Source organism: Methylopila jiangsuensis, assembly GCF_027922305.1.
GTDB lineage: Bacteria > Pseudomonadota > Alphaproteobacteria > Rhizobiales > Methylopilaceae > Methylopila > Methylopila jiangsuensis.
This window is the reverse complement of the sequence record NZ_BSFK01000010.1, coordinates 396,386-419,587: the sequence shown is the minus strand read 5'-3', so window position 1 is coordinate 419,587 and position 23,202 is coordinate 396,386. Positions and strand designations below refer to the sequence as shown.

The following is a 23,202-nucleotide window of genomic DNA, read 5'->3' as shown; positions in this document are numbered from 1 at the left end:
TTTTTCCAGACGGGCTCTGAGCCTTCGGACTCCGTCGGCGCGCGCTGGCCGGAGCCCGCCCATCGCCGCGGGCGGGCCTTGCGGCGATGAACTTCGTCAAGCTGCGCGTCGCCGGCTTCAAGACCTTCGTGGACGCCACCGAGGCGCCCATCGAGCCGGGCCTCACAGGAATCGTCGGCCCCAACGGCTGCGGCAAGTCCAACCTGGTCGAGGCGCTGCGCTGGGTGATGGGCGAAAGCTCGTTCAAATCCTTGCGCGCCTCCGGCATGGAGGACGTGATCTTCGCCGGCGGCGGCTCGCGCCCCGCCCGCAACCACGCCGAAGTGGTCCTCACCCTCGACAACGCCGACCGCCTCGCCCCGGAGCCGTTCAACGGCGCGGACGAGATCGAGGTCAGCCGCCGCATCGCCCGCGGGCTCGGCTCCACCTACCGCGTCAATGGCCGCGAGGTGCGCGCCCGCGACGTGCAGCTGCTGTTCGCGGACGCCTCCTCCGGCCCGCGCTCGCCCTCGCTGGTGGGACAGGGCCGGGTCGGCGAGATCATCAACGCGCGCCCGGAGCAGCGCCGCCGCATCCTTGAGGAGGCCGCCGGCATCGCCGGCCTGCACGCCCGCAGGCGCGAGGCCGAGCAGCGACTCGACGGCGCGGAGCAGAACCTCGCCCGCGTCGAGGACGTGCTGGGCCAGCTCGGCGGAAGGGCGGAGAGCCTGCGCCGGCAGGCGCGCGCCGCCGAACGCTACCGGGCGCTGACCGACGAGATCCGCGCGCTCGAAGGGCTGCTGCTGGTGCTGGACCATGAGGCGGCGGCCGCCGCCGCGCTGGAGGCGGAACGGGCGGAGGCGCTCGCGGTCGCAGCCGTGGGCGAGGCGCTGCGGTCGCAAGGCGAGGCGGCGCGCGCCGAGGCCGTGGCGGCCCATGCGCTGGCGCCGGCGCGGACGGCGGCGGAGGACGCCGCTTCGACGCTGCGGCGCCTGACCCAGGAAGCGGCGCAGCTCGAAGGCGAGGAGGCCCGCGCCCGCGCCCGGCTGGACGAACTCGCCCGCCGCCTGACGCAGATCTCATCCGACGTCGTCCGGGAGACGGCGCTGGCCGAAGACGCGGCGGCGACGCTCGCCCGGCTCGACGCCGCGCGGGACGATCTCGCCGTCCCCGCCGACGACGCCGGCGGGGACGCCGGCCTCGCCGCGCGGCTCTCCGAGGCGGAAGCCGCGGTGGCGGCGGCCGAATCGGCGCTTGCGGCCGCGACCGCGGAGGCCGCGGCGCGGCGCGCCGAGCGCCGGACGCTGGAGCGCGCCCGGGATGACGCCGCCGCCCGCACGGCCGCGCTCCACCGCGAGGCGGCGGGCCTCGCCGCGGAAGCCGCGCGGCTGGAGGCCGAAGCCGGCGCCGCCGGCGATGCGTCCGCTCTCGCCGCCGCGACCGCGTCCGCCCGGGCCAAATTCGAGGACGCCGAGCGCGCGGCGCAGGCGGCGGAGGCCGCCCATGCCCGCGCCCGCGGGGCGGAGAGCGCGGCCCGCGGGCCGGCCGCCCAGGCCAACGCCCGCGCCGAGCGCGCCGCCACCGAAGCCCGGACGCTCGCCAAGCTGCTGGCCGCCGACGCCCGTGGCGGCGTGACGCCCGCGGTCGATCTGCTGGTGGTGGAGAACGGTTTCGAGACCGCGCTCGGCGCGGCCCTCGGCGACGATCTGGAGCTGCCGCTCGATCCCGCCGCCAAGGCGCGCTGGGCCGGCGCGGCCCTCAGCGAAGCCGACCCGGCCCTGCCCGAGGGCGCCGCGCCCCTCGCCGCCCATGTGACCGCGCCGCCGGAACTGGCGCGCCGCCTCGCCCAGATCGGCGTCGTGGCGCGCCCTGACAGCGCGCGGCTGCAAGCCCATCTCAGTCCCGGACAGCGGCTCGTCAGCCGCGAGGGCGATCTCTGGCGCTGGGACGGCGTGACGGTGTCCGCCGACGCGCCCACCCCCGCCGCCCGGCGGCTGGCGGAGAAGAACCGGCTCGGCGCGGTGGAGCGGGAGGCCGCGAGCGCCCGCGCCGAGGCCGACCGGCTGCGCGGCGAGGTGGAGCGCGCCCGCGCCGGGACCCAGGACGCCGCCCGCGCCGAGCAGGCCGCGCGCGACGCCGCCCGCGCCGCCCGCACGGCGCTGGACACGGCCCGCGACGCGCAGGAGGCGGCGGAACGCGCCGGCGCCCGCGTCGCCGCCCGCCGATCCGCGGTGGCGGAGGCGCTGAACCGAATCGCGGCGCAGAGCGCGGAGGCCGACGCCGCCCGAACCTCGACCGCCGCCCGCCTCGACGCGCTGGACGGGAACGCCGGCGACGACGGCCGCGCCGCGGCGCTCGCCGAAACCGTCGCGGAGCGCCGCCGAGCCGCGGCGGACCTGCGCGCCGAGGCCCAGGCCCGCGCGGCGGAGGCCCGCCGGCGGGAGGCGCGGGCGCAGGAGATCGCCGCCGACCTCGCCTCCTGGACCGCGCGCCGCGCCGGCGCGGCGGAGCGGCTCGACAGCCTCGCCGCCCGGCGGGCCGAGGCCGAGACCGAGCGGTCGGAGCTGGCGGATCGGCCCGACGAGCTGGCGGCGCGGCGGCGGACGCTGGCGACCGCGGTTCTCGCCGCCGAATCAGCCGCCAAGGCCGCCGCCGGCCGGCAGGCGGAGGCCGAGAGCGCCCACCGCGCCGCCGACCTCGCCGCCCGCGCCGCGCTCGACGCTCTTGCCCGCGCGCGCGAAGAGGCCGCCCGCGCCGGGGCCCGGCTGGAGGCCGCCCGGGAGAAGCGCGCCGCATCCGCCCACCGCATCCGCGAGGCGCGGGACATGGAGCCGGCCGCGCTGGCCGAGACGCTGAAGCCGCTGCGGACAGACTTCCCGCGGGAGGAGATCGAGCGGCGCCTCGCCCAGACCGTCGCCGGACGGGACCGGCTGGGCGCCGTCAACCTGCGCGCGGAGGAGGAGCTGGCGGAGATCGAGGCCAGCCACGGCGCGCTCGCCGCCGAACGCGAAGATTTGACCGAAGCCATCGCCCGGCTGCGCGCCGCGGTGCGCAGCCTCAATCAGGAGGGGCGCGGACGGCTGCTCGCCGCCTTCACCGCGGTGGACGGGCATTTCCGGACGCTGTTCGAGACCCTGTTCGGCGGCGGCGAAGCCCGGCTCGAACTGGTGGAGAGCGACGATCCGCTGGAGGCCGGGCTCGAGGTCATCGCCCGCCCGCCGGGCAAGAAGCCCCAGACGCTGTCGCTGCTCTCCGGCGGCGAGCAGGCGCTGACGGCGCTGGCGCTGGTGTTCGGCGTGTTCCTCACCAACCCCGCGCCGGTCTGCGTGCTGGACGAGGTGGACGCGCCGCTGGACGACGCCAATGTGGAGCGCTTCTGCGCTTTGCTGGACGAGATGCGCCGCGTCACCCGCACCCGCTTCCTCACCGTGACCCACAACCCCATCACCATGGCGCGCATGGACCGGCTGCTCGGCGTCACCATGGCGGAGCGGGGGGTGAGCCAGCTTGTGGCCGTCGACCTTCAGGCGGCGGAGCGGCTGCTGGAGACCGCGTGACACAAAGCGCGCCGGGGGACCGCGGCGTTTCCGCCGCACCCCTGCGAAAGCCGGTTCTTTATTGTCAAATCAAGCACTTACAACTTTGCGGCGGAACCTTGACAGCCACAGGGCCAAAAACTAGGGTGCCCGCGACTTACGGGGCGCGCGCTTTGCGCTCCTAAGGGGTTCGCGGGGCCTGAGCATGGCGAAAGGTTCGGACGAACGAAGGGAAGGGTCAGGCGACGATCTCGCCGGACGTCTCGACCGGCTCGACAAGGCGCTGGAGCGCCGCGGAGCGGGACGGGACGACGGCGCGGGATCGGGTCCGGTGTCTTCCCGCGACGCCCAGGGCATCGCGCGCGGCTTCCGTCTCAGCACGGAGATGGTCGCGGGGGTGATCGTGGGCGGGGGGCTTGGCTGGGCGCTCGACCGCTGGTTGGACACCTCGCCGTTCGGCCTCATCGTGCTGCTGCTTCTCGGCTTCGCCGCCGGCGTGCTCAACGTCATGCGGGCAGCGGGGATCGCGAGGCATCCGGGCGCGGACGACCATCCGCCGCTCTGAGTGTTTTCCGGGCCTTCGCGGGTCCGGCGCGACGACGGATCCTTCCGGGTCCGCTCATGGGTTCTTGAAGGCGCGCCGGGCTCCATGCAGCCGCGGCGCCGGGACGGAAGAGGCCGAAGGCGACAGATGGCAGGCGCGATCGATCCGATCCACCAGTTCCAGATCACGCCCCTTCTTGGGCCGGTCACCAATTCCGCCACCTTCATGATCCTCGCCGTGGCGGGCGTTTCGGCCCTGCTGCTGCTGGGCAGCCGCGAGCGGGCCCTCGTTCCGGGCCGACTGCAGTCGCTGGCCGAGCTCTCCTATGAGTTCGTGCGCGGCATGATCCACCAGACGGCCGGCAAGCACGGGATGGTGTTCTTCCCGCTCGTGTTCTCGCTGTTCATGTTCGTGCTGTTCTGCAACCTGCTCGGCCTGATCCCGGGCTCGTTCACGGTCACGAGCCACATCATCGTCACCTTCGCGCTGGCGCTGCTCGTCATCCTGACGGTGATCGGCTACGGCTTCGCCAAGCACGGCCTCGGCTTCCTGAAGCTGTTCGTGCCCCACGGCGTGCCGGGCTACATCCTTCCGCTCGTGGTCGCGATCGAGGTCATCTCGTTCCTCTCGCGTCCCATCAGCCTCTCCGTCCGTCTTTTCGCCAACATGCTCGCGGGCCACATCACCCTGAAGGTGTTCGCCGGCTTCGTGACCATGCTGTCGGCGGCGCTCGGCGGCGTCGGCCTCGCCCTCGGCGTGCTTCCGCTGCTGCTGACCATCGGCATCACGGCGCTCGAGTTCCTCGTCGCCTTCCTGCAGGCCTACGTGTTCGCGCTGCTGACCTGCATGTACCTGAACGACGCGCTGCATCCCGGCCACTGAGCCGCAGCGTCCTCGTCCGCCTGTTCCCCAACGACCCTTACTTCGGAGTTCTCGTCATGGAAGCTGAAGCCGCGAAGTTCCTCGGCGCCGGTCTCGCCACCCTCGGCATGGGCGGCGCCGCCGTCGGCGTCGCGAACATCTTCTCGAGCTACCTCGCCGGCGCGCTGCGCAACCCGTCCGCGGCCGACGGGCAGTTCGCCCGCCTGATCTTCGGCTTCGCCGTGACGGAAGCGCTCGGCATCTTCTCGCTGCTCGTCGCGCTGCTGCTGCTGTTCGCCGTCTGATCGGACCTTCCCGGTCCAGGTCGGTTGGGACATGAGACGGGGAGCGGCTTCATCCACAGGCCGCTCCCCGTCCGCCGTCCGGACCGACGCATGTCTTTCCGCCGTCAGGTGAGCCGATGATCCCGAACGCAATCGCCGTCGACTCCGCCACGGGGGCGCCCATCGTCCTCGCGCAGGCCGAGCACGGGGCCGAATCCCACGGAGCCGAGCACATGGCCTCCACCCCGGGCGAACATGGCGGCGCTTTCCCGCCTTTCGATTCCTCGACCTACGCCTCGCAGCTGATCTGGCTCGCGATCACCTTCGGCGCGCTGTACTTCATCGTCGCCAAGATCGCCCTGCCGCGCCTCGCCAACATCGTGGAAGGCCGCGCCGAGCGCATCGAGAGCGACCTCGCCGAGGCGAAGCGCCTGCGCGCCGAGAGCAAGGCCGCCGAGGACGCCTTCCTGAAGGCCCAGGCCGACGCCCGCGCCAAGGCCTCCGCCATCGCCACAGAAGCCCGTGAGGCCGTCGCCCGTCAGTCGGACGAGAACCGCAGGCGCCTCGACACCGAGATGGCCGCGAAGCTCGCCGCCGCCGAGACCCAGATCGCCGCCACCAAGCAGGCGGCCATGGGCAACGTGCGCGGCATCGCCGCCGACGCCGCCGCCGCGATCGTCGAGCGCCTGTCCGGCGCCACGCCCGCCACCGCCGAGATCGAGCAGGCGGTCGACGCCACGCTCGCCCGCTGAGGAGCCGCAACCATGGGCACTCCCGAGTTCTGGGTCCTCGTCGCTTTCGTCATCTTCCTCGGCCTGCTGGTCTATCTCGGCGTGCCGGGCAAGATCCTGCACGCCCTCGACAACCGCGCGGTGAAGATCCGCGCCGAGCTGGACGAGGCCCGCAGCCTGCGTGAGGAGGCGAGCCGCCTGCTGGCCGACTTCGCCCGCCGCCGCGAGGAGGCCGAGCGCGAGGCCGAGACGCTGGTCGCCAACGCCCGGATCGAGGCCGAGCGCGTCGCCGCCGAGGCCAAGGTCGCCGCCGAGCAGTTCGTCGCCCGCCGCGCCGCCATGGCCGAGCAGAAGATCGCCCAGGCCGAGGCCCAGGCCGTGGCCGACGTGCGCGCCGCCGCCGCCGACGCCGCGGTCTCCGCCGCCGCCAAGGTGCTGGGGAACCAGTCGCAGGGCGGCCCGCTCGGCGACCAGCTGTTCGACAACGGCCTCTCGGAGGTCCGCGCCAAGCTCAACTGAGCCCGCGCCGGACAGTCCGCACGATCCGATCAAGGCCGCCTCCGGGCGGCCTTTTTCATGGCCGTCTCACCGCTCGGCGGTGAGCGTCCTCGCGGCCCGCCTCGCGTCGGCGGCGGTCATGTGGAAGCCCACCGCCACCGTCCAGCCGGCGTAGGTCGGCTGCGGCGGCAGCGACAGGTTCTCCTCCACATGGGCGAAGGCCCCCGCCGTCTTGCCGCGGGGCAGCGCCACTTTCAGCCGGATCCGGCGCTCCGCGACAGTGCGGCCCTGCGGGTCGAGCACCGCGACGGTCAGCGGCGCGTTGAACCAGCTCGGCCCGCCGGCCGCGCGGGCGCTGCGCCCGACGAGCGCCACCTTCAGCAGCGTCTCCGCGCCCAGATTGGCGCAGTCGCGCGCGAACCCGGACACGGTGGCGCGGTGGCTGTCGGAGGCGCCGCGGGGAAAGGCCTCGGCTCCGCGCAGCACGACGACGCGGGGGCAGGCGTCGTCGCCGGCGGGGCGGCCTGTGACGCCGGAGGCGGCGAGCGCGGCGGCGGACGCGTCCTGCGCATTGGCGGAGAAGGCGGCGGAAACCAGAGCCGCGCCGGTCAATGCGGCGCGGAGGATGCGGGATGTCATGACCAAGCTCTCCCGGCTGCCCCTCGGGAGTTAAAGCCTCATCAACGAATCAGGCCGAATTGCGAAAGCCCCTCAAGGGCAGCGCGCGAGACCGCCCTCCCCGGCCCGGCCGGGCGCGGTCAGAGCGTCTCCAGCTCCGCGATCATGCGCTCGATCAGGCCGAGGCCGGTCTGCCAGAAGGCCGGGTCGCGGGCGTCGAGCCCGAACGGCGCCAGCAGTTCGGGATAGGGCCGCGAGCCGCCGGCGGAGAGCAGCGCGAAGTAGCGCTCCGCGAAGCCGTCGGAGGCGTTCTCGTAGACCGCGTAGAGCGAGTTCACGAGGCAGTCGCCGAAGGCGTAGGCGTAGACGTAGAACGGCGAGTGGATGAAGTGGGGGATGTAGGTCCAGAAGGTCTCGTAGCCCTCCCCCAGCCGGATGGACGGCCCCAGGCTCTCGGACTGCACCTCCAGCCAGATGGCGTCCAGCCGGTCCGAGGTCAGCTCGCCCTGACGGCGCTCCTCATGCACCTTGCGCTCGAAGGTGTAGAACGCGATCTGCCGCACCACGGTGTTGATCATGTCCTCCACCTTGCCCGCCAGCATGGCCTTGCGCTGGGCGGGGTCGGCGGCGCGGTCGAGCAGCGCCCGGAAGGTCAGCATCTCGCCGAACACGGAGGCGGTCTCGGCCAGCGTCAGCGGCGTGGGCGCCATCAGCGCGCCGTTCGGCGCGGCCAGCACCTGATGCACGCCGTGGCCGAGCTCATGGGCGAGCGTCATCACGTCCCGGGGCCGGCCGAGATAGTTCAGCAGCACGTAAGGGTGGGCGGAGGGCACGGTGGGGTGGGCGAAGGCGCCCGGCGCCTTGCCGGGACGGGTGGGCGCGTCGATCCAGCCCCTGTCGAAGAAGCGGCCGGCGATCTCCGCCATCTTCGGCGAGAATCCGCCATAGGCGCCGAGCACGGTGTCGCGCGCCTCGTCCCATGGGATGACGCGGGTGGGCGCGCTCGGCAGCGGCGCGTTGCGGTCCCAGTGGTTCAGCGCCTCGAGGCCGAACCACTTGGCCTTGAGCTTGTAGTAGCGGTGGGAGAGCCGCGGATAGGCCGCGCGCACCGCCGAGACCAGCGCGTCCACCACCTCGCGCTCCACCCGGTTGGCGAGATGGCGGCTGTCGGCCACGTCCTCGAAGCCGCGCCAGCGGTCGGAGATCTCCTTGTCCTTGGCCAGCACGTTGGTGATCAGCGTGAAGGTGCGCAGGTTGGCCTTGAAGGTCTTCGCCAGCGCCTCCGCCGCCCGGCGGCGGACCTCGCCGTCGGCGTCCTGAAGCTGGTTGAGGGTCGGTTCGAGCGTCAGCTCCTTGCCGTCCACCTGGAAGCGCAGCGCGGCCATGGTCTCGTCGAACAGCCGGTTCCAGCCGCCGCGCGAGGTCATGGACTTCTCGTGGAACAGCTGCTCCACCCGGTCCTCGAGCTGGTAGGGCTTCTCCTTGCGGGTGTCCTCGATGAAGGGCCGGTAATGCGCCAGCTCGGGCTCCGCCATCGCCGCCTCGAGCGCGGCGTCGTCGAGCCGGTTCAGCTCCAGGTTGAAGAACAGCAGGTGCGACCACACCGCCGTCAGCTTCTCCTGCACGTCGCCGTAGAACTTGGCGCCCTTCGGATCGGTGGTGTCGGTGGCGTAGACGAGGCTGGCGTAGGCGGCGAGACGGCCGGTCAGGTCGTCGAGCGACTCATAGTCCGCCACCGCCTGGGCGAGCTTGCCCTCCGCCGTCAGGTCGGCGAGACGCCCCTTGTAGGCGGCCTCGAAGGCGCGGGCGCGCTCGTCGGCCCGGGCGAGATCGGCCGCCACCTCCGGAGCGTCGAGGCCGGGATAGAGATCGGCGAGGTTCCATTCGGGCAGCGGTCCGAGGGCGGCGGCGTTCGACACGGGCGATGCTCTTCGATCGTGGGGTTCGCGCGGGCCGCGCGGCGCGGGGCCCGGCTGAGGACTGGTCGGTCGAGATATCGCAAGCGTGAGGCCCGCGATCAACCGCCCGGACAAACGAAGCCTTTCGCTTAAACCCGCGTTTACCCTGGACGGCGATGCTCGGGCCTCCCCGCGACCCCCGCCCGAAAGGCCCGCATGAGCGCCGTGATCCTCATCGTCGACGACGATCCGGTGCAGCGCCGGCTGCTGGAGGCGCTCGCCCGCCGTTTCGGCTACGACGCCCGCACGGCGGAGGACGGCGCGGACGCGATCGAGGCCCTGAGCCAGCCGGGCGCGGCCTACGACCTGATGTTCCTCGACCTGATCATGCCCGGCATGGACGGCATCGCGGTGCTGGAGAAGATGCGCGAGATGGGCGTCGCGACGCCCGTGATCGTGCAGACCGCCAACGGCTCCATCGAGGCGGTGGTGTCGGCCATGCGCGCCGGCGCCGCGGATTTCGTGGTGAAGCCGGTGGGGCCGGAGCGGCTGCAGGTCTCGATCCGCAACGCGCTTCGCACCGACGCGCTGGAAGGCGAGATCCGCCGCATGGCGCGCCGGGCCACGGGCTCGCTCACCTTCCGCGACCTGCCGAGCCGCTCGCCCGCCATGGCGGAGGCGCTCCGGCTGGGAGCGCGGGCGGCGGGCTCGTCGATCCCGGTGCTGATCGAAGGCGAGTCCGGCGTAGGAAAGGAGCTGTTCGCCCGCGCCATCACCGGCTCCGGCGAGCGCCGCGGCAAGCCCTTCGTGGCGGTGAACTGCGGCGCGATCCCGCCCCATCTGGTGGAATCCATTCTGTTCGGCCACGAGAAGGGCGCCTTCACCGGCGCCACCGACCGTCACGCCGGCAAGTTCGTGGAGGCCGACGGCGGCACCCTGTTCCTGGACGAGGTGGGCGAGCTGCCGCCGGAAGCGCAGGTGAAGCTGCTGCGCGCGCTGCAGGAGGGCGAGGTCGATCCCGTCGGCGCGAAGCGTCCGGTGAAGGTGGACATCAGGGTGCTCTCCGCCACCAACCGGGAGCTCGCCGCGCGGGCGCGCGCCGGCGCGTTCCGCGAAGACCTCTACTACCGGCTGAACGTGTTCCCGATCCGGGTGCCGCCGCTCAGGGCGCGCAAGGACGACCTCGCCGATCTGGCCCGCCGCTTCCTCGCCCGCTTCGCCGCCGAGGAGGACCGCCCGGTGCGGGACATCTCGGCCGCGGCGCTCGACCTGCTGGAGCGCTACGACTGGCCGGGCAACGTGCGCCAGCTCGAGAACGCGGTGTTCCGCGCCGTGGTTCTCGCGGAAAGCGACGTGCTGCGCCCCGCCGACTTTCCACAGATCTCCGCCCAGCTCGGCGAGGAGCCGGAGCGCGCGCCCGCCCCCCGCTTCGCCCTGGCGGACGATCTGGCCGAGCCCGAACTGGAACGCCGGCTCGAAGCGCCCGCGCTGCCGCTGTTCGACGCCTCGGGCCAGCTCCGCACCCTGGAGCGGCTGGAGGCGGACGCGATTCGCTACGCCATCCGCCACCATCGCGGGCAGATGACCGAGGTGGCCCGGCGCCTCGGCATCGGGCGCTCCACGCTCTACCGGCGCATCAAGGACCTCGGCCTCGACGCCGAATGTGGCGGGCAAGGCACGGACGCGGACGAAGCCGTCGCCTGAGCGGCGGCCGACCGAATCCCGGATTGAACCAAACCGGCGACGCGCCCATGCTCCGCCGGCAAGCGTAAGGACGATACCCGATGAGAGTTCGCGTGACCCGCCGAGAGCGCCGAGCCCCGACCGCAGGCGCCCCGTCACGTCTCGCAGCCTCCGCGCTGGTGGGCGTCAGCCTCGCCGCGCTGCTGGCCTCGGGCGCCGTCGCGCAGGACGCCACGCGTCCGCGGACGGACGCGGCCGCGCAGGCCGCGCCGAACGCGGCCGAAGGCGAGCCCACCGGCTCGGTGGACGCAGCCGCCCCGGCGGCGGACGCCACGTCGGCCGCGCCTGCGGGTGAAGCGGCCGCCGCGGCCGACCCCGCCCTCGTGGTCCAGCCCGCCGTTCCCGCGCCCGCGACGCCGGCCGCGCTCAGCCCCTCCGCGTCCGATCCGGTCGGCGCGGCGGTGACCCTTCTGCTCGCGACCGATGGAGCCGGCGCCAGCCTGAAGATGACGGCGGCCGACCGCGCGGCCCTGACGGCCTTCTACGCCGCCCGCGCCGGCCAGCCGGTGTGGATCGACGGCGACGCCTTCAACGCCATGGCCGACGCCGCCCGCGCCCGCATCGCCGCGGCCGACGACGACGGCCTCGACGCCTCCCGCTTCGCGCTGCCGACCGCGCCCGCCACCACCGAGGCGACCGAACTCGCCCGCACGGAGCTTCGCCTGTCGGCCGCCGCCCTCGCCTACGCCCGTCAGGCCTGGAGCGGCCGCACCAACCCGGCCGCCATCAGCCGCAACGTGGAGGTGGGCACGCCCGCCTTCGACGCCGCGGCGGCGCTCGCCGCCATAGCGGCCTCCACGGACGTCGCCGCCACGCTCGACGGCTTCAACCCGCCCCAGCCCCAGTTCCAGGCGCTGCGCAAGCTGCTGAAGGAGGCCCGCGCCGAGCAGGCGGAGGCCGCCCATGCGCCGGTGATCCCCGAAGGCAAGCTGATCAAGCCCGGCGACCAGGACCCGCGCGTGCCGCAGCTGCGCGCCCGCCTCGGCCTCGACGCGCGGGACGGCGACACAACCTATGACGACGCCCTCGCCCAGAAGGTGACCGCGTTCCAGAAGGCCAACAAGCTCGGCGCGTCCGGCCTCGTGAACCGCCAGACGCTGCGGGCCATGAACGCCGGCCGCAAGCTGGACCGCACCGCGCAGCTGCTCGTGAACATGGAGCGCTGGCGCTGGATGCCGCGGGAGCTCGGCGCCAAGCACGTCTTCGTGGACCTCACCGCGTTCAAGCTCGCCATCATGGAGGATGGCCGCGAGACCTACGGCACCCGCGTCATCATCGGAAAGTCCACCAACCAGACCCCGATGCTGTCGAGCGAGATCGACAGGCTGGTGGTGAACCCCTACTGGAACGTGCCGGTCTCCATCGCCATGAACGAGATGGCGGGCTCCGCGCTGCGCGGCTTCGAAGTGGTGGACTCCAAGGGCCGCGTGGTGCCGCCGTCTCAGGTGGACTGGGCCCACATCCGCGAGAGCAAGCTGCGCATCCGCCAGCCGCCGGGCGAGCGCAACGCCCTCGGCCACATCAAGTTCATGTTCCCGAACCGCCATGCCGTGTATCTGCACGACACGCCGAGCCGGAAGCTGTTCGCCAACGATTTCCGGGCGCTGAGTCACGGCTGCGTGCGGGTGGACAAGCCGATGGAGTTCGCCGACGCGCTGTCCGGCGACCAGGGCCTGCCGGGCTCGAAGCTGAAGAGCATGATCGGCGGCAAGGAGCGCGGCCTGCCGCTGTCCACCAAGATTCCGGTGCATCTCGCCTACTTCACCGCCGTGGCGGGCGAGGACGGCGCGCTCGAGACCCGTCCGGACCTGTACGGCATGGACGCGCGGGTGCGCGCCGCGCTCGCCGGCGAGGCCCTGCCCGCCCTGCCGGCAGAGCCGGTGATCGCCAGGGCGCCCAAGCCGAAGCCCGCCACCCGGCAGGCCTCGGCCGCGCCGGCGCAGCCGGTCCCCCCGGAGGTCGCGCCCCAGCGCCAGCCCAACACGTTCAGCTCCTGGCTGTCGCGCACCTTCGGCGATTCGCGCTGACGGGAGAGTGCGGCGGAGCCAAGACACGCAAGAGAATTGTGCGCCGCCGCACGCCCGAGTGGGATTCTGACTAGCTTTTCTCCGATTCTGCGGCTACGAGGTCACAGAAGAGTGGTTGGGGGATCGCTTTCGACGGGGTTGGTTCATTCCGCGTTAACCAGACCCGTAGAGACTTCAGTCATCACCTGCGGCGTCGACGCCCCCGCGCGGCGCAGGCAGGCGATCAGACAGTCAGGTCGGTTCATTGCTCGAAGCGCTCACGTCACGACAGGCCGTTCTCGCCCGCGCCAAGCGGGGAGCCGGCGTCGCTCTCCTCGGGGTCGTCGCGCTGGTCGCCGCCTCCGAGGGCACGCAGACCGCGCAAGCCAACGGCGACACGCGGACGCTCACGCTCTACCACACGCATCGTGGCGACACGCTGACGGTGACGTTCAAGCGCAACGGCCGCTACGACGCCGAGGGCCTGCGCAAGCTGAGCTATTTCCTGCGCGACTGGCGGAACGACAAGCAGACGCGCATGGAGCCGCGCCTGTTCGACATCGTCTGGGAGGTGCACCGCGAGGTGGGCCGCGGCCAGATGATCAACATCGTGTCGTCCTACCGCTCCCCTGAAACCAACGCCATGCTGCGCGCCCGCTCCCGCGGCGTCGCCAAGTTCAGCCAGCACATGCTGGGCCGCGCCATGGACTTCTACATCACCGGCGTGCCGGTCTCCGCGGTGCGCGAGGCGGGCATCCGCCTGCAGCGCGGCGGCGTCGGCTTCTACCCGACCTCGGGCCGCCCCTTCGTCCATCTCGACGCCGGCAACATCCGCGCCTGGCCGCGCATGAGCCGCAGCCAGCTCGCCCGCCTGTTCCCCGGCGGCAAGACCGTGCATCAGCCCGCCGAGGGCGGCCACATGCCCGGCTACCAGGTGGCCGCGGCCGAGCTGAAGGCCCGGGGCGGCGTCTCGCTGGACGACGCCTATTCCGGCTCCGGCGGCGGGAAGAGCAAGGGCTTCTTCGCTCGCCTGTTCGGCTCGGACGACGAGGACGAGACGGAGGTCGCCCCGACCGTGGTCGCCACCGCCGCGACCCGCCGCGCGGCGAGCGCGCGCACGGCCGCGCCCGCCGCCTCCGACGACGCCGAGGAGACCGCGCCGCCCGCCTCCGCCATCCGCGTGGCGACCGTGCGCGTGCCGGTGCCGACGCCCCGCCCCGCCGGTTTCGTGAAGCCCGCGGCCCCGGTCGAGGAGGAGGCCCCCGTGGTCATGGCCGCCGCGACCCCGGTCGCGCCGCTGCCGCCGATCGCCCCTATCCGCCCCGCCGCCGTGGCGCCGACCGTGGTCGCCGCCGTTGCGCCGGCCCCCGTTCCCGCGCCGCGCGAGCCGGAGATGGTCTGGCGCGCGGGCCCCGGCGCCGCGGCCCCCGCCCCCGTGGCGGAGGCGCCCGCGAGCGCCGCCGAGCCCGCCATGGCGCTCGCCTCCGCCATCCCCGCGCCGCGCCCGCGGCCGGCGGACAGCGCGGTGGCCGTGCTCGCCGCCATCCCGACCCCGGTGTCGGCCGACCGTTCGGCGCAGCGCCCGCGCGAGATCAACCCGCAGACCGCGGCCGCCTATCAGGCGGAGGCGGCGACCTTCCCGCGCCTGCCGGACGCCTTCGTGTCCCGCGCCCCGGCCGCGCCCGAAATGACCATGGCCTACGCCGCGCCGCAGACCGCGCAGCTGCCGGTGGAGAACCGCAGCCGTCCGGCCGCGCCCCAGGCCCAGCACAAGCCGATCCCGGCCCCGGCCGTCGCGGCGGCCAAGCCTGCGTCCCATGCGCCGGCCTCCAGCGTCGCTTCGGCGCCGCGGGTGATCGCGCCGGACGCCACGCCCTCCGCCATCTACGCCGCCGCGTCCTCCGCCGCCCGCCACGCCAGCCTGCCGGCGGCGCCGATGGTCACCGCCCGGCTCGACGACCGCACGCTGCGCGCCGCCGCCACGCCGACGCCCGCCGCTTGGGACCAGACCCTGCGCCATCCGCAGCCGACCTCCTCGGGCCTGATCGACGCCCCGACCGCGGCGCTCGCCGGCGGCTTCGGCGTCGATCCCAGCTACGGCGCCAAGCCCGGCCGCTTCTCCGGCTCCTCGGTGATGCTGCTGCGCACCCAGTCGTTCGCGGCCCAGCCCGCCAACACCACCGCCAGCATCGGCAACCGCCGCGGGTGAGCCGCCGGCCGCGTTGACAAAAAAGAAAAAGCCCCGGACCGCATGGTCCGGGGCTTTTTCGTGCTCAGAGCCGGTCGTTACGGCGCCGAAGCGCGGGATCTGAACTTCGTCAGGCCCGGCGAAGCCGGGTATTCATGGGACCGTCCGCGGACCAAACTCTCGCCCATCGCGTCGTGGACGCCCGATGACCACGCTCGGGCATGACGGCGGACGAGGGTTACGAGCAGACGCGGTCAGGCGGTCGGCATGCCCAGCGCCTGCAGGTAGAGATCGAGAATCGCCTCCTGCTCGGCGCGCTCGTCGGCGTCCTGCTTGCGCAGCGAGATCACCTTGCGCAGCACCTTGACGTCGAAACCGTTGCCCTTGGCCTCGGCGTAGACCTCCTTGATGTCGTCGCTGATGCCCTTCTTCTCCTCCTCGAGCCGCTCGATGCGCTCGACGAAGGCGGTCAGCTGCTCCTTGGCGACCTCGTCCGGATTGACGGTGCTCAACGTGGCTCTCCCTGAAATGTCGAGGCGTGGGGGTCGCAAAACCCGGGAGGCGCGTCAAGCGCCGTGGCGTCAGCGCTGGCGCCGGGCGGCGAAGGCCGCCTGCTGCTCCGGCGTCGCCTCCGTCTGGTGCTTCGCCTTCCACTCCTCATAGGGCATGCCGTAGACGGCCGTGCGCGCGTCCTCCTTGGACAGGGCGAGCCCCTGGGCGTCGGCGGCGTCCTTCAGCCAGTTCGACAGGCAGTTGCGGCAGAAGTTGCCGAGGTTCATCAGGTCGATGTTCTGCACGTCCGGCCGGTTGCGCAGGTGGTTCACCAGCCGGCGGAAGGCCGCGGCCTCAAGCGCCGTGCGCTCGGCCTCGTCGAGGCCGGGCAGGTCGAGGGCGGCGGGAACGGCGACGGGTTCGACGGTCATGGGTCATGTCTCCGGACATCGGTGCGCGAGCCGTAACGGGCGATGTGGCCGATCTCGGGGCGCGCGAGAATGGGCGGCAGCAGGCGGGCGAGGCGGTCCGCCCAAGCCTCTTGCCCGGCGGCGTCGGCCACCAGGTCCTGGCGGATCTCCACCAGCACATGGGGAAAGCCCCGGTTCGTGCCGTGGCGGTGCATGGTGTCGCCCTTCAGCGCCCCGTCATAGGGCTCGTTGTCGCCGACCGCCAGATCGCCCTCCGCCTCCAGAGCGGCGAGCAGCGGCGCCGCGATGCGGTCGTCCCGGTCCCACAGCAGCCCGATGCGCCAGGGCCGCGCCACGCCCTTCCACGCCGGCGTGAAGCTGTGGAGCGCGATCACAGCGGGGGTGAGCCCCGCATCCACCATGGCGTCGAGCCGGGCCGCGACCGCGTCGTGATAGGGCCGGTAATAGCGCTCGATGCGGCGGCGCTTCTCCAGCGCGTCCACGCGGGCGTTGCCGGGCACGATCGCGCCGTCGGACAGGCGCATGACCAGCGTGGGATCATCCTCGCCGCGGTTGGGGTCGATCACCAGCCGCGAGGTGGTGGACAGCACGGCCGGGGCGCCGAGCCGCTCGGCCAGCGCCAGCGTCACCCCGCGCATGCCGATGTCGTAGGCGATGTGGCGCTCGAATTCGGACGGCGGCAGGCCGAGGTCGCCGAGCTCCGGCGGCACGCGGTTGGAGGCGTGGTCGCACAGCAGCAGCAGAGCGGAGCCGGGCGCGCCGGGGACCGTCTCCACGGCGTCGTATTCGTCTTTCGTCGCGGGCGAAAATGGGTCGCAGGTCATGGTCTAAGCGACTGTAGTGACGCGCGGTCGGCGATGCCATAGGAAGAGCGCCCGGCCGCACCTCTCGACAGTTCCGTCGCGCGTCCGCGCGGCGCCAGTGGAGCCTCGACCATGACCCCTGACGAGCGCCGCTCGCTCCTTCGCCGCGCCTTCGACGCCGGCGTCGCCGCGGCCCACCCCGCCGTGTGCCTGCCGGCCCATCTGCCGGCGCCGCCCAAGGGCCGGGTGATCGTGCTCGCCGCCGGCAAGGGCGGCGGCGCCTGCGCCGAGATCGCCGAAAAGTTCTACCGCGAGACCTACGGCCTCGGGCCGGACCGGCTGGTGGGCATCGCCGTCACCCGCCACGGCCACGCCCGGCCGACCGAATGGATCAAGGTGGTGGAGGCCGGCCATCCGGTGCCGGACGCCGCGGGCCTTCAGGGCGCCGCCGACACGATCGCGCTCGCCGAGCAGGCGGGGCCGGACGATCTGGTGCTGGCGCTCATCACCGGCGGCGGCTCCGCCAACTGGGTCGCGCCGGTGGACGGGCTCGACCTCGCGGTGAAGCAGGCCACCACCAAGGCGCTGCTGCGCTCCGGCGCGCCCATCGACGCCATCAACTCCGTGCGCAAGCACCTGTCCAGGATCAAGGGCGGCCGTCTGGCCCGCGCGGCCCATCCGGCCCCGGTGTTCGCGCTCGCCATCTCCGACGTGCCCCGGGACGACCCCTCGGTGATCGCCTCCGGCCCCACCGTGCCGGACCCGACCACGCTGGAGGACGCCCGCGCCGCCCTGGCGCGCTTCAACGTGGAGCCTCATCCGGACGTGGCCGCCGCGCTGTCGAACCCGGCGAACGAAAGCCCCAAGGCGGACGATCCCGCCTTCGCCAACACCAGCTTCCTGGTGGTGTCGCGCCCGGCCGACGCTCTGGCCGCCGCCATCCGGACGCTTGAGGAGGCCGGCGTCGAGGTGCGCGTGGTGGGCGCCGACATCGAGGGCGAGGCGCGCGAGGTCGCGGCCGAGCACGCCGCCATCGCCCGCGGCCTCTCCGGCCTGACGAAGCCGGTGGCGCTGATCTCCGGCGGCGAGCTCACCGTCACCATCAAGGGCCGGAACGGCCGCGGCGGTCCGAACCAGGAGTACGCGCTGTCATTGGTGAACGAGCTCGGCGGCGTCGCGAACTGGGCGGCGCTCGCGGGCGACACCGACGGCGCGGACGGCGGCGGCGGCTCGCCGGAGGACCCGGCCGGCGCGGTGGTCGATCCCGCCACTCTGGAGCGCGCCACGGCCAAGGGTCTCGATCCCGCCCACTTCCTCGCGGAGAACGACAGCACCGGATTCTTCGAGGCGACGGGCGATGGTCTCTACACCGGACCGACCTGCACCAACGTCAACGATCTCCGCATCGTGCTCGTTGACATACCAGACTGACGGCAGCAAAAAGCGCGCTGACGCGACCGTGGGGAGCGTTAACGCCGCATGACGATTCGCATCGTTTCTTCCGCGCGCGCCGCGCGCCTTCTCCTTCTCGCGCTGTTCGTGGCCGGCCTTTCGGCCGCGGCCGGCGCGGCCAGGGCCGACTTCCGGCTTTGCAACAAGACCAACAGCCGCATCGGCGTCTCGATCGGCTACAAAGAGAAAGACACTTGGTCGACCGAGGGCTGGTGGAACGTCTCCGCCAACTCCTGCGAGACCATCCTGCGCGGCGCGCTGTCCTCGCGCTTCTACTACGTCTACGCGATCGACTACGACCGCGGCGGCGAGTGGAACGGCAAGGCCTACATGTGCACGCGCGACAAGGAATTCACGATCCGGGGAATCGAGGACTGTCTGGCGCGCGGCTACGACCGCTCCGGCTTCTTCGAGATCGACACCGGTGAGCAAGGGAGCTGGACGGTGCAGTTGACCGAACCGACCGCGAAGGCGGCGCAGCCTGCGAGCCCGCAGCCGACGCCCGCCCCCCGCGCCGCGGCCCCCGCCGCAGGCGCGAGCGCGGGCATCGAGCCGGGCGCCGCGGTCCAATGAGGCGTCTGCGTCGCGTCAAGGTCCTCGCCACGCTGGGCCCCTCGTCCTCGACCCCCGAAATGGTCGAGAAGCTGTTCCGCGCCGGCGCGGACGTGTTCCGCATCAACATGAGCCACACCAGTCACGAGCGCATGCGCGAGCTGGTGCAGACCATCCGCGACGTGGAGGACGAGGTCGCCCGGCCGATCGGCATCCTGATCGACCTGCAGGGCCCGAAGCTGCGCGTCGGCCGCTTCGCGGACGGCGCCGCCATGCTGAAGCAGGGCGCGAGCTTCACGCTCGACGCCGACCCGACGCCCGGCGACGAGACCCGCGTGCACCTGCCCCATCCGGAGATTCTGGAGGCGCTGGAGCCCGGCCACACGCTGCTGCTGGACGACGGCAAGATCCGCCTGATCGCGCGCGCCTGCACGCCCACCTCCACCACCGCGGAAGTGATCGTCGGCGGCCGCCTGTCGGACCGCAAGGGCGTCAGCCTGCCGGACACGCTGATCAAGACCTCGGCCATGACGCCGAAGGACCACGCCGACCTGGAGGCGGCGCTCGCCACCGACAGCGTGGACTGGATCGCGCTGTCCTTCGTGCAGCGCCCCGAGGACATCACCGAAGCGACGGACATCATCCAGGGCCGCGCCGGGGTGATGACCAAGATCGAGAAGCCGCAGGCCATGACCCGGCTTCAGGAGATCGTGGACCTGTCGGACTCGGTCATGGTCGCCCGCGGCGACCTGGGCGTCGAGATGCCGCTCGAGGTGGTGCCGGGGCTGCAGAAGCAGATGACCCGCGCCTGCCGCAAGGCCGGCAAGCCGGTGATCATCGCGACCCAGATGCTGGAGTCCATGATCACCCAGCCGACGCCGACCCGCGCCGAGGTCTCGGACGTGGCGACCGCCGTGTTCGAGGGCGCCGACGCCATCATGCTGTCCGCCGAGAGCGCCGCCGGCGCCTATCCGGTCGAGGCGGTGGCGATGATGAACTCCATCGCGCTCAACGTGGAGAACGACCCCTATTACCGCTCCATCATCGACGCCCAGCGCGCCGAGCCGGAGCCCACCGGGGCCGACGCCATCTCCGCCGCCGCGCGCCAGATCGCCGAGACGCTGGACCTCGCCGCCATCATCTGCTGGACCGCTTACGGCACCACCGCCCGCCGCGCCTCCCGCGAACGGCCGAAGCAGCCGATCATCGCGCTGACGCCGAGCCTCGCCACCAGCCGCCGGCTCGCGCTGGTGTGGGGCGTGCATTCGGTGCTGACCCACGACGCCTACGATCTGGACGACATCGTGAACCGCGCCTGCGACATCGCGCTGGATCAGGGGATCGCGACCGAGAAGGACCGCGTCATCATCTCCGCCGGCGTGCCGCTGCGCCAGCCGGGCGCCACCAACATGCTGCGCATCGCCTATGTGGGCGGCGACCACCTGAAGCGCGACTGAGCCTTCTTCGCGCCGAAGCGCCCGAACTGAAAACGCCCGCCGGTCCGCCCGGCGGGCGTTTTCAGTTGCGCTCGACCCGCGCCGCCAGCGCCTCGATCCCGGCCACGACCTTCTCCGTCGCGGTCCAGTGCGGCATGTGCCCCGCGCCCGGCAGCGTCACCAGCGTCGCGCCGGGCACGGCGCGGGCGAAGGCCTGCGAGTGGATGTCGGGCGAGACGATGTGGTCGGCGTCCGCCGTCATCACCAGCGTCGGCGCGCGGATCGCGCCATAGCGCGGCGCCTGGGCGGCGAGATTGGCCTTCAGGTCGGCGAGATCCTGGGCGTTGGCGCGGAACTCCGCCGGCCGCAGGATGGTTCGGGAGCTGGCCAGCGCCAGATAATCCGGCGGCATCGTCTTCGGGGCGAAGGTGGAGGCCACCGCGGCCTTGAACAGAAGCCTCCCGACCGGCGGCGCGATCAGGGTGGAGAACAGCGGACCCACCACCGGCGCCGCCGCGACGCGGTTGTAGAACGCGACGCCGCCCGGCCACGGATGGGTCGCGCCCGCAAGCGTCACGAGGCCGGACACGCGCTCGGGATGATCGAGCGCCAGCCGCGCCGCCAGCCCCCCGGACCAGGAGTGGCCGACCGCCACCACCCGGCGCACGCCGAGGCCGTCCAGCGCCGCCAGGACCGCGTCGCCCTGCGCCCCGAGCCCCGCCATCTCCCGCCCGCCGAGCCGGTCGCTGCCGCCATGGCCCGGACGGTCCACCAGCACCACGCGGCGGCGGACGGCGAGCCGCCGGCCGATCGCCAGCTCCATGTCCCTGAGGTTGCCGCTGGCGCCATGGAGCAGCAGCAGAGTCGCCCGCCCCTTCCCGCCATCCGCGGGCGTCAGGACCACCACGTTGAGCGCCCCGCCGGCGACGGTAATCCGCCGCTCCGCCCGCGCGGGCTCGGCCCCGCGCGCCTCGGAAACGCCGGCGCCCGCCATCAGGACGGCCACGAGCGCCGCCGCGCCGCGGACGCCGGACGTCAGATCGGCCGCCCTTCCACCTGAAGCGCCAGCTCGTCCACTTCCTTGTCGAGGCCCTCGATCGTCGGGTAAAGCGCCAGCGCCTTGCGGAAGGCCCCGAGCGCGGGCTTGTCGAGGCCGCTCTCCTTCAGGATGCGGCCGAGCGTCAGCCAGACCATGAACTGGCGCGGCTCCCGCGTCAGGGCCTCGTGCAGGTCCATCATCGCCCGGTCGTAGTCTTTCGACTGGTAGCGCAGCGCGGCGCGCCGGCTCCAGCCGTCGACGTAGTCGGGCTTGAGCGCGATCACCTGATCCATCAGCCGGATGGCGATGGGGAACTTCGCCTTGCGCTGGGCCTCGCCGGCGCGGGAGACGAGCAGATCGGCGGTGTCGCTTCCCGATCGGGCCCAGAGCGCCTGCACCGCGCCGGCGATGCGCTTGGCGACCGCGGGATCTTTCGTCTCGGCCAGGCGCTTCAGCAGCTCGTCCACGGCCTTGCCATGGGCGTCCGGGGCCGGCGCGGGGCCTGTGGTCTCGGGCGACGGCGCCTTGGGCGCGGGTCCGGGGAGAATCGGCGTCATGCCTTCCGGGCCCCGTTCCGGCGGCAGGACCGGCTGGGCGCCCGCGGACGCCGCGCAGAACAGGACGGCGACGAGCGCCGCGACGGTGGCCAAACGCATCATGGCCCGGAGCTTACGCCCCGGGCCATGAAAAGGTCAAAACGCGATGCGCGTCGAACGGGCCCGAAGGCCCGGACGGCCTCAGCCCTGGCGGGCCTTGTAGCGCTTCTGGGTCTTGTTGATGATGTAGACGCGGCCCTTGCGGCGCACGATGCGGTTGTCGCGGTGGCGGTTGCGCAGGGACTTCAGCGAGTTGCGGATCTTCATGGTCTCGTCCTCAAGACGCCGGCCGCTCGCGCGGCGCCTTGCGTCGATCTCTCGTGTGGCGGTCTGTCGGCCCAGCGAAACCAAACGGACTCAACGTCCGCGCGATCACGATCCGACGGTTCGGCCGCCTTCTAGTCGGAACGGGCGGATTTTGCAAGGCGGTCGTCCGCCCCGGCCTTGTGCTTTAGCATCGTGGCGCCCCGCTCCGGGCTGTGCTCTATCACCCGTGTCGCAGCGCACAATGGACATCAGAGCCATGACCGAGCCGAGACGTTCCCCGACCGACCTGCGCCTCCGCCGCAGCGTGCTCTACATGCCGGGCTCCAACCAGCGGGCGCTCGACAAGGCGCGGACCCTGCCTGCCGACGCCCTGATCCTCGACCTCGAGGACGCGGTGGCGCCGGACGCCAAGGAGATCGCCCGCGATCAGGTGTGCGCCGCGGTGAAAAGCGGCGGCTACGGCGACCGCGAGCTCATCATCCGTGTGAACGCCCCCCAGACGCCCTGGGGCGAGCAGGACCTGAAGGCCGCGATCGAGGCCGCGCCCGACGCCATCCTGATGCCGAAAGTGTCCTCGCCCGCGGTGCTGGAGAGCATCGCCAACCGGCTGGAGGCGCTGGACGCGCCGGAGAGCATCAAGATCTGGGCGATGATCGAGACCCCGGCCTCGATTCTCAACATCAAGGAGATCGCGGCGGCCAAACGGGCGATGCCGGAGGCGCGGCTCACCTGCCTTGTGCTCGGCACCAACGACCTCGCCAAGGACACCTGGGCGCAGATCGTGCCCGGCCGCGTGCCCATGCTGCCCTGGATCATGTTCGCGCTGGCCGCCGCCCGCGCCGAGGGCCTGACGATCCTCGACGGCGTGTTCAACGACATCGAGGATGTGGACGGCTGCCGCACGGAATGCCGCCAGTCCCGCGACCTGGGCTTCGACGGCAAGACCATCATCCATCCGAACCAGATCGAGCCGGCCAACACCTCCTTCGCGCCGACCGCCGACGAGGTGGCGCGCTCGCGCAAGGTGATCGAGGCGTTCGACCTGCCGGAGAACGCCCGCAAGGGCGCCATCAAGGTGGACGGCCGCATGTATGAGCGCCAGCACATCGGCATGGCGCGCCGGGCGGTGGCCTGGCACGAGGCGATCTCCGCCCGGGACGGCTGAGCGTCCGTCGACGGACGCGCGGTCCCGCGCTGGCGCCGGGACGCCGATCGGTCTATGCCCTCCGCCGGAGATGCCGGCACGGG

At 72.8% G+C, this 23,202-nt stretch carries 21 protein-coding genes; 13 read left to right on the top strand and 8 right to left on the bottom strand.

Features of this window, described 5'->3' with window-relative positions:
- Positions 1 to 86: 86 nt before the first annotated feature.
- From smc to PKE85_RS11665, 6 genes are all read left to right on the top strand, one after another.
- Positions 87 to 3,536: a chromosome segregation protein SMC gene (smc, locus tag PKE85_RS11690; protein ID WP_271204910.1), complete on the top strand. Its 3,450-nt coding sequence runs from the start codon at positions 87 to 89 to the stop codon at positions 3,534 to 3,536.
- Between the two features lie 184 nt (positions 3,537 to 3,720).
- Positions 3,721 to 4,080, top strand: a complete 360-nt coding sequence (locus PKE85_RS11685) for an AtpZ/AtpI family protein (RefSeq protein WP_271204909.1) — start codon at positions 3,721 to 3,723, stop codon at positions 4,078 to 4,080.
- Positions 4,081 to 4,206: 126 nt separating this feature from the next.
- Entirely contained in the window at positions 4,207 to 4,941 is a 735-nt protein-coding gene (locus tag PKE85_RS11680) for a F0F1 ATP synthase subunit A (protein WP_271204908.1), read from the top strand.
- Between the two features lie 56 nt (positions 4,942 to 4,997).
- On the top strand, positions 4,998 to 5,225 hold the full coding sequence (locus tag PKE85_RS11675) for a F0F1 ATP synthase subunit C (RefSeq protein ID WP_271204907.1): 228 nt from the start codon (positions 4,998 to 5,000) through the stop codon (positions 5,223 to 5,225).
- Positions 5,226 to 5,341: 116 nt separating this feature from the next.
- Complete coding sequence (locus tag PKE85_RS11670) at positions 5,342 to 5,956, top strand: F0F1 ATP synthase subunit B family protein (RefSeq protein WP_271204906.1); 615 nt, start codon at positions 5,342 to 5,344, stop codon at positions 5,954 to 5,956.
- Positions 5,957 to 5,968: 12 nt separating this feature from the next.
- Entirely contained in the window at positions 5,969 to 6,454 is a 486-nt protein-coding gene (locus tag PKE85_RS11665; protein ID WP_271204905.1) for a F0F1 ATP synthase subunit B family protein, read from the top strand.
- 66 nt (positions 6,455 to 6,520) lie between these two features.
- Here the strand turns inward: PKE85_RS11665 and PKE85_RS11660 are convergent, their stop codons facing one another.
- Both PKE85_RS11660 and PKE85_RS11655 read right to left on the bottom strand, forming a co-directional pair.
- Positions 6,521 to 7,072, bottom strand: coding sequence for a hypothetical protein (locus PKE85_RS11660; RefSeq protein ID WP_271204904.1), 552 nt, complete (start codon positions 7,070 to 7,072; stop codon positions 6,521 to 6,523).
- Positions 7,073 to 7,191: 119 nt separating this feature from the next.
- Complete coding sequence (locus PKE85_RS11655; RefSeq protein WP_271204903.1) at positions 7,192 to 8,970, bottom strand: M3 family oligoendopeptidase; 1,779 nt, start codon at positions 8,968 to 8,970, stop codon at positions 7,192 to 7,194.
- A 195-nt stretch (positions 8,971 to 9,165) separates the two neighbouring features.
- On the opposite strand from PKE85_RS11655, the gene PKE85_RS11650 reads away from it, so the two are divergent.
- The 3 genes from PKE85_RS11650 (at position 9,166) to PKE85_RS11640 (ending at position 14,907) form a co-directional block, all read left to right on the top strand.
- Entirely contained in the window at positions 9,166 to 10,653 is a 1,488-nt protein-coding gene (locus tag PKE85_RS11650) for a sigma-54-dependent transcriptional regulator (RefSeq protein WP_271204902.1), read from the top strand.
- Positions 10,654 to 10,745: 92 nt separating this feature from the next.
- Positions 10,746 to 12,719: a L,D-transpeptidase family protein gene (locus PKE85_RS11645; RefSeq protein ID WP_271204901.1), complete on the top strand. Its 1,974-nt coding sequence runs from the start codon at positions 10,746 to 10,748 to the stop codon at positions 12,717 to 12,719.
- 244 nt (positions 12,720 to 12,963) lie between these two features.
- Positions 12,964 to 14,907, top strand: coding sequence for a peptidoglycan L,D-endopeptidase MepK (locus PKE85_RS11640; RefSeq protein WP_271204900.1), 1,944 nt, complete (start codon positions 12,964 to 12,966; stop codon positions 14,905 to 14,907).
- Positions 14,908 to 15,140: 233 nt separating this feature from the next.
- On the opposite strand, the gene PKE85_RS11635 is transcribed toward PKE85_RS11640, so the two are convergent.
- The 3 genes from PKE85_RS11635 to PKE85_RS11625 all read right to left on the bottom strand — a co-directional run bounded on the left by PKE85_RS11635 (position 15,141) and on the right by PKE85_RS11625 (position 16,633).
- Entirely contained in the window at positions 15,141 to 15,398 is a 258-nt protein-coding gene (locus PKE85_RS11635) for a DUF2312 domain-containing protein (protein WP_271204899.1), read from the bottom strand.
- A 69-nt stretch (positions 15,399 to 15,467) separates the two neighbouring features.
- Positions 15,468 to 15,809, bottom strand: a complete 342-nt coding sequence (locus PKE85_RS11630) for a DUF1244 domain-containing protein (protein WP_271204898.1) — start codon at positions 15,807 to 15,809, stop codon at positions 15,468 to 15,470.
- Complete coding sequence (locus PKE85_RS11625; protein WP_271204897.1) at positions 15,806 to 16,633, bottom strand: N-formylglutamate amidohydrolase; 828 nt, start codon at positions 16,631 to 16,633, stop codon at positions 15,806 to 15,808. The genes PKE85_RS11630 and PKE85_RS11625 overlap by 4 nt, the downstream gene beginning before the upstream one ends.
- 111 nt (positions 16,634 to 16,744) lie before the next feature.
- Between PKE85_RS11625 and PKE85_RS11620 the strand changes: the two genes are divergently transcribed.
- From PKE85_RS11620 to pyk, 3 genes are read left to right on the top strand one after another with little or no spacing between them, the layout of a single operon-like run.
- Complete coding sequence (locus PKE85_RS11620) at positions 16,745 to 18,043, top strand: glycerate kinase type-2 family protein (protein ID WP_271204896.1); 1,299 nt, start codon at positions 16,745 to 16,747, stop codon at positions 18,041 to 18,043.
- Between the two features lie 48 nt (positions 18,044 to 18,091).
- Positions 18,092 to 18,637, top strand: coding sequence for a DUF1036 domain-containing protein (locus PKE85_RS11615; protein WP_271204895.1), 546 nt, complete (start codon positions 18,092 to 18,094; stop codon positions 18,635 to 18,637).
- Positions 18,634 to 20,073 (top strand): pyruvate kinase, encoded by a 1,440-nt coding sequence (pyk, locus tag PKE85_RS11610; RefSeq protein ID WP_271204894.1) that lies wholly within the window; start codon positions 18,634 to 18,636, stop codon positions 20,071 to 20,073. Before PKE85_RS11615 ends, pyk begins: the two co-directional genes overlap by 4 nt.
- Before the next feature lie 61 nt (positions 20,074 to 20,134).
- Here pyk and PKE85_RS11605 read toward each other — a convergent pair whose 3' ends face one another.
- From PKE85_RS11605 to ykgO, 3 genes are all read right to left on the bottom strand, one after another.
- Positions 20,135 to 21,058: an alpha/beta fold hydrolase gene (locus PKE85_RS11605; RefSeq protein WP_271204893.1), complete on the bottom strand. Its 924-nt coding sequence runs from the start codon at positions 21,056 to 21,058 to the stop codon at positions 20,135 to 20,137.
- 29 nt (positions 21,059 to 21,087) lie between these two features.
- Positions 21,088 to 21,750 carry a tetratricopeptide repeat protein gene (locus PKE85_RS11600; protein WP_271204892.1) on the bottom strand — a complete coding sequence of 221 codons (663 nt, stop codon included), beginning with the start codon at positions 21,748 to 21,750 and terminating at the stop codon, positions 21,088 to 21,090.
- Between the two features lie 78 nt (positions 21,751 to 21,828).
- Positions 21,829 to 21,954, bottom strand: coding sequence for a type B 50S ribosomal protein L36 (gene ykgO / locus PKE85_RS11595; protein WP_020186918.1), 126 nt, complete (start codon positions 21,952 to 21,954; stop codon positions 21,829 to 21,831).
- Positions 21,955 to 22,210: 256 nt separating this feature from the next.
- Between ykgO and PKE85_RS11590 the strand changes: the two genes are divergently transcribed.
- Positions 22,211 to 23,119 (top strand): HpcH/HpaI aldolase/citrate lyase family protein, encoded by a 909-nt coding sequence (locus PKE85_RS11590; RefSeq protein WP_271204891.1) that lies wholly within the window; start codon positions 22,211 to 22,213, stop codon positions 23,117 to 23,119.
- Positions 23,120 to 23,202 lie beyond the last annotated feature (83 nt).

What these genes read in the sequence shown, in the direction of transcription:
- PKE85_RS11625 (WP_271204897.1), bottom strand. Translation starts at nt 16,633, where the DNA reads ATGACCTGCGACCCATTTTCGCCCGCGACGAAAGACGAATACGACGCC.
- PKE85_RS11620 (WP_271204896.1), top strand. Translation starts at nt 16,745, where the DNA reads ATGACCCCTGACGAGCGCCGCTCGCTCCTTCGCCGCGCCTTCGACGCC.
- PKE85_RS11590 (WP_271204891.1), top strand. Translation starts at nt 22,211, where the DNA reads ATGACCGAGCCGAGACGTTCCCCGACCGACCTGCGCCTCCGCCGCAGC.
- PKE85_RS11685 (WP_271204909.1), top strand. Translation starts at nt 3,721, where the DNA reads ATGGCGAAAGGTTCGGACGAACGAAGGGAAGGGTCAGGCGACGATCTC.
- ykgO (WP_020186918.1), bottom strand. Translation starts at nt 21,954, where the DNA reads ATGAAGATCCGCAACTCGCTGAAGTCCCTGCGCAACCGCCACCGCGAC.
- PKE85_RS11675 (WP_271204907.1), top strand. Translation starts at nt 4,998, where the DNA reads ATGGAAGCTGAAGCCGCGAAGTTCCTCGGCGCCGGTCTCGCCACCCTC.
- pyk (WP_271204894.1), top strand. Translation starts at nt 18,634, where the DNA reads ATGAGGCGTCTGCGTCGCGTCAAGGTCCTCGCCACGCTGGGCCCCTCG.
- PKE85_RS11665 (WP_271204905.1), top strand. Translation starts at nt 5,969, where the DNA reads ATGGGCACTCCCGAGTTCTGGGTCCTCGTCGCTTTCGTCATCTTCCTC.
- PKE85_RS11600 (WP_271204892.1), bottom strand. Translation starts at nt 21,750, where the DNA reads ATGATGCGTTTGGCCACCGTCGCGGCGCTCGTCGCCGTCCTGTTCTGC.
- PKE85_RS11630 (WP_271204898.1), bottom strand. Translation starts at nt 15,809, where the DNA reads ATGACCGTCGAACCCGTCGCCGTTCCCGCCGCCCTCGACCTGCCCGGC.
- PKE85_RS11615 (WP_271204895.1), top strand. Translation starts at nt 18,092, where the DNA reads ATGACGATTCGCATCGTTTCTTCCGCGCGCGCCGCGCGCCTTCTCCTT.
- PKE85_RS11660 (WP_271204904.1), bottom strand. Translation starts at nt 7,072, where the DNA reads ATGACATCCCGCATCCTCCGCGCCGCATTGACCGGCGCGGCTCTGGTT.
- smc (WP_271204910.1), top strand. Translation starts at nt 87, where the DNA reads ATGAACTTCGTCAAGCTGCGCGTCGCCGGCTTCAAGACCTTCGTGGAC.
- PKE85_RS11650 (WP_271204902.1), top strand. Translation starts at nt 9,166, where the DNA reads ATGAGCGCCGTGATCCTCATCGTCGACGACGATCCGGTGCAGCGCCGG.
- PKE85_RS11670 (WP_271204906.1), top strand. Translation starts at nt 5,342, where the DNA reads ATGATCCCGAACGCAATCGCCGTCGACTCCGCCACGGGGGCGCCCATC.
- PKE85_RS11680 (WP_271204908.1), top strand. Translation starts at nt 4,207, where the DNA reads ATGGCAGGCGCGATCGATCCGATCCACCAGTTCCAGATCACGCCCCTT.